The sequence below is a fragment of the Streptomyces sp. genome, assembly GCF_031178505.1.
GTDB classification, from domain to species: Bacteria; Actinomycetota; Actinomycetes; order Streptomycetales; family Streptomycetaceae; genus Streptomyces; species Streptomyces gulbargensis.
In genome coordinates, this window is the sequence record NZ_JAPSIW010000702.1 from 1 (window position 1) to 3,653 (window position 3,653).

The 3,653-nt window shown below is 73.3% G+C and carries 5 protein-coding genes; 2 read left to right on the top strand and 3 right to left on the bottom strand.

What is annotated here, in order from left to right; all coding sequences use genetic code 11:
- Positions 1-14: 14 nt before the first annotated feature.
- Both RIF68_RS30760 and RIF68_RS30765 read right to left on the bottom strand, forming a co-directional pair.
- Positions 15-464: a peroxiredoxin gene (locus RIF68_RS30760; protein WP_309054550.1), complete on the bottom strand. Its 450-nt coding sequence runs from the start codon at positions 462-464 to the stop codon at positions 15-17.
- Positions 465-525: 61 nt separating this feature from the next.
- Complete coding sequence (locus tag RIF68_RS30765; RefSeq protein ID WP_309054551.1) at positions 526-1,119, bottom strand: PadR family transcriptional regulator; 594 nt, start codon at positions 1,117-1,119, stop codon at positions 526-528.
- Positions 1,120-1,308: 189 nt separating this feature from the next.
- Between RIF68_RS30765 and RIF68_RS30770 the strand changes: the two genes are divergently transcribed.
- Positions 1,309-1,794 (top strand): SRPBCC family protein, encoded by a 486-nt coding sequence (locus tag RIF68_RS30770; protein WP_309054552.1) that lies wholly within the window; start codon positions 1,309-1,311, stop codon positions 1,792-1,794.
- Positions 1,795-1,830: 36 nt separating this feature from the next.
- Positions 1,831-2,145: a CU044_2847 family protein gene (locus tag RIF68_RS30775; RefSeq protein WP_309054553.1), complete on the top strand. Its 315-nt coding sequence runs from the start codon at positions 1,831-1,833 to the stop codon at positions 2,143-2,145.
- A gap of 28 nt (positions 2,146-2,173) precedes the next feature.
- On the opposite strand, the gene RIF68_RS30780 is transcribed toward RIF68_RS30775, so the two are convergent.
- The coding region (locus RIF68_RS30780; protein WP_309054554.1) for a PHB depolymerase family esterase at positions 2,174-3,653 on the bottom strand (1,480 nt) is incomplete at its 5' end.

Sequence of the window (3,653 nt, forward strand, 5' to 3'; positions counted from 1 at the left end):
GATACGTATTTGGGTCAGGGGCGGCGGAGTGCGGCGAGCGCCCGGTCGGCGTGTGCGCTCATCCGCAGCTCGCTGCGCACGACCTCCCGCACCCGCCGGTCCTGTCCGATCACGAAGGTCACCCGCTTCGTCGGCGCGAGGGAGAAGCCGCGCTTCACCCCGAACCGGGCACGGAGAGCGCCGTCCGGGTCGGAGAGCAGGGGGAATCCGAGCGAGTGCCGCTCGGCGAACTCCCGCTGCCGGTCGACCTCGTCGGCGCTGACGCCGACCAGTCGCGCCCCCACCGCGTGGAACTCGGCCGCCAGATCCCGGAAGTGGCAGGCCTCGGCGGTGCAGCCCGGAGTGAGAGCCGCCGGGTAGAAGAAGAGGACGACCGGCCCGTCGGCCAGCAGCCCCGTCAGGGAACGGGGCGTCCCCGTCTCGTCCGGAAGGGTGAAGTCCTCGACGAGGTCACCGATGTTCATGCAGTCCGTCCCCGATCCGTGCCCGCCGCGCACCGGCAAGTCCGGTGGCCGGCCGGAGACGTTACCGCAGAGTACGTTCCGTGGGGACCCCGGCCGGGGCACCGGCGGCGCGGGCGTCCAGGACGGCGAGCACCCGCTCGCCCCACCGCAGGTTCTCCTCCTCCAGGAGCCGGCCCCGCAGGAGCGTCAGATACGGTCCGACCCGCTCCGCCTCCCGCAGGTACGTCTCCTCGTCCCGGCCGTCCAGCAGCCACTCCCGCAGCCGTTCGTACCGCGCCAGCTTGCCCCGCGCGGTCTCCATCCGCTCCGCCACGAAACCCCGGACCGCCTCCGTGTCCCCGCTGTCGCACGCCTGGACCTGCACCATCAGCTCGTCGCGGACGGCGGTCGGACGCGGCGCCGTCGTCGTGTACGCGTACAGGTCCGCGCGCCCGGCCTCCGTGAGGCGGAACATCCGCTTGTTGGGACGCCGTTCCTGCTCGACGACCCGGGCCGTGATGAGTCCGGCCTCGGAGAGCCGGTCCAGCTCGCGGTAGAGCTGCTGAGGGGTCGACGCCCAGAAGTTGGCGACGGACACGTCGAAGATCTTGGCCAGGTCGTACCCGGATGCCTCACCCTCCAGGAGAGCGGCGAGAACGGCGTGCTTGAGCGACATCCCGACACGCTAGCAGTCCGTTGAATAGTTTCCTCCGCACCTATTCAACGGACGCACCACCCCGGCGGCCCGGGGCGGCCGCTCCCCCGGGCGGGGGCGCTTCGCTGGCAGCGTGCCACGGGGCCCGCCTACTGTGGAGGAGGGAGGAGAGGGCAGACCGCGCGGGGGCAGACCCGGAGGAACGGCACGATGGACAGCGACGCCTTCGTCTACACCACGTACATCCGGACCACGCCCGACGACCTCTGGAAGGCCCTCACCGAACCCGAGCTCACCCGCCGGTACTGGGGCGTCGCCTTCGAGACGGAGTGGACGCCGGGCGCCGCCATGGTCTGGGACGAGGGCGGCCGGCGGACCTCCGACCCCGAGCAGATGGTCCTCGAGGCCGTGCCGGGCCGCCTCCTCTCGTACACCTGGCACACCATCACCCCCGCCTGGGCCGAGGCCGTCGGCATCGGTGACGAGGTCTACGCGCGGCTCGCGGCGGAACGCCGGTCCAAGGTCACCTTCGCCCTCGAACCCGCGGGAGACATGGTCCGGCTCACCGTCACCCATGACGACCTGGAGCCCGGCGGCACGATCCGCGAACTGATCGGCGAGGGCTGGCCGGCCCTGATCTCCAGCCTGAAGTCGCTCCTGGAGACCGGCGAGGAACTCCCGCCGCCCCCGCGCTGACAGCCCCTCCACCACCTCTGCATCCAAGGAGTCGCCGTGCCGGACGTCACCGAGGTCGAGGTCGGCGCGGGCGGCGCCACGCTCCGGGTGGAAGCGCGGCGCCTCGCCCCCGACGAGGGCCTGGAGGGGTTCGGCGGCCGGCTGCCCGACCTCTCCGCCGTCACCGAGGCCCTCTCCGCCTTCGCCGAACAGATCGGACGGGCCCTCGACCGGGCGGCCCCCGACCGGGCCACCGTCGAGTTCGGCTGCCAGCTCTGCCTGGACGCCGGCCGTCTCACCGCGCTCGTCGTCCAGGGCGGTGCCCAGGCCAGCCTGCGCGTCACCCTCGAATGGGACAGGACCGGCCGCTGAACCCCCGGCCCACCCGTGGATCACTTCCTCACCCGGTCGTCCGGTACTCCACCGTCAGCGTCACCGGCGCGTCCCGGTTCACGAAGAGGTACGCCGTCCCGGCCGGGGCCGCCGCGAACCCGAGCCGCATCTGCGTGGTCCCGCCCCGGTTCAGCGCCGCGACCGCCGCAGCCGACAGCTCCGACGACATCGCGCTCCCCGAGAAGAAGGCCGGCACCTCCGCCCCGCCCGCGACCGTCGCCGCCGCCGACCAGTCCGTGGCCTCGACCGCGCAGCCGCCGAAGCAGCCCGACCGGACGTCCACCAGCAGCCGGTTCCCCGCCGGCGAGGCCCACGGATCGCCCGAGCCACCGCTGCGCGCGACCGTCAGCCAGGCCCGGGTGACCTCCGCCCCCGCCGGAATCCGGGAGGTGTCGAAGGAGACCACCGACCGGTTCACGCGACCGTCCGCGCCCCGGCCGACCGCGAGCCCGTACGAGTCCTCCAGCGTGCCGACCGCGGCGCCCGACCCGTCGGCCGCCGCCTTCACGTACCCGTCCTCGGCGTCCGTGCTGGACAGGACGGCCCGCCCCGGCAGGGGCGGCGGCGTGCCCTCGCCGCGCAGCGCCCGCACCATCGCCATCACGGCCTCGATCTGTTTCCCACCGTGCCGCGCGTACGCCCGGTCACCGAGGTAACCCCACCAGTTCCAGCACCCGTTGGGGTTCTCCAGGGTCGCGGTCGGCGCCGCCTGCGGGTAGAGCACGATCAGGTCGTTGGTGTCGGCGTACTCGTTGAGGTAGGCGCCCTCCACGAACCGCGTCCCGAAGCCCTGGTACGTGTACCCCTGCTTGCAGCCGTGCAGGGCGACCAGCAGCCGGCAGCGGGCCCCGGCCGCGCAGGACGACGGCACGTACGCGAACCCTTCCGGGCCCATGGACAGGGCCGCCGCCGAACCGCCGGGGGCGTACGCGTTCTGGTCGAACCGGATGAGCGAACCACCCGTCCCCGACCCCGGCGCGGCCACCGGACCGAGCAGATGCCCGAGCAGCGCGCCCGGCGCGTCGATCCCGCAGTCGTTCAGGTACGGACTCGCCGTCACCGCGCACGCGTTGGGGCCGAGCGGCGTGACCCACGCGTGCCCGGCCGCCGAGGACCGGTCGTGGCGCACACGGGCACCGAACCGCCCGAAGTGGTCCGCCAGCGCGTCCACCACCGGCCGCTTCACCGTCGTGTCGTTCGCACCGCCGAACACGTACACCGGGTCCCCGGCCAGCTGCTCCACCGGATCGATCAGCCCCTGCGCCGAGCGTTCCCGCGTCAGCCGCTCCAGGCCCGCGGGATCCAGCGGCTGCGTGGTGTCCATGCAGGCGTTGAGCGCGGTGGACAGCGAGCCGCGCGCGCAGTCGTACGGCCCCGAGGCGAAGGACGCCGAACCCTCGAACGTACCGGAGTACGCCACGTGCAGTTGTGTGGCCATGTAGCCGCCGGACGACACGCCCGCGCTGAACACGGCGCCGACGTCGTAC

What these genes read in the sequence shown, in the direction of transcription:
- RIF68_RS30760 (WP_309054550.1), bottom strand. Translation starts at nt 464, where the DNA reads ATGAACATCGGTGACCTCGTCGAGGACTTCACCCTTCCGGACGAGACG.
- RIF68_RS30765 (WP_309054551.1), bottom strand. Translation starts at nt 1,119, where the DNA reads ATGTCGCTCAAGCACGCCGTTCTCGCCGCTCTCCTGGAGGGTGAGGCA.
- RIF68_RS30770 (WP_309054552.1), top strand. Translation starts at nt 1,309, where the DNA reads ATGGACAGCGACGCCTTCGTCTACACCACGTACATCCGGACCACGCCC.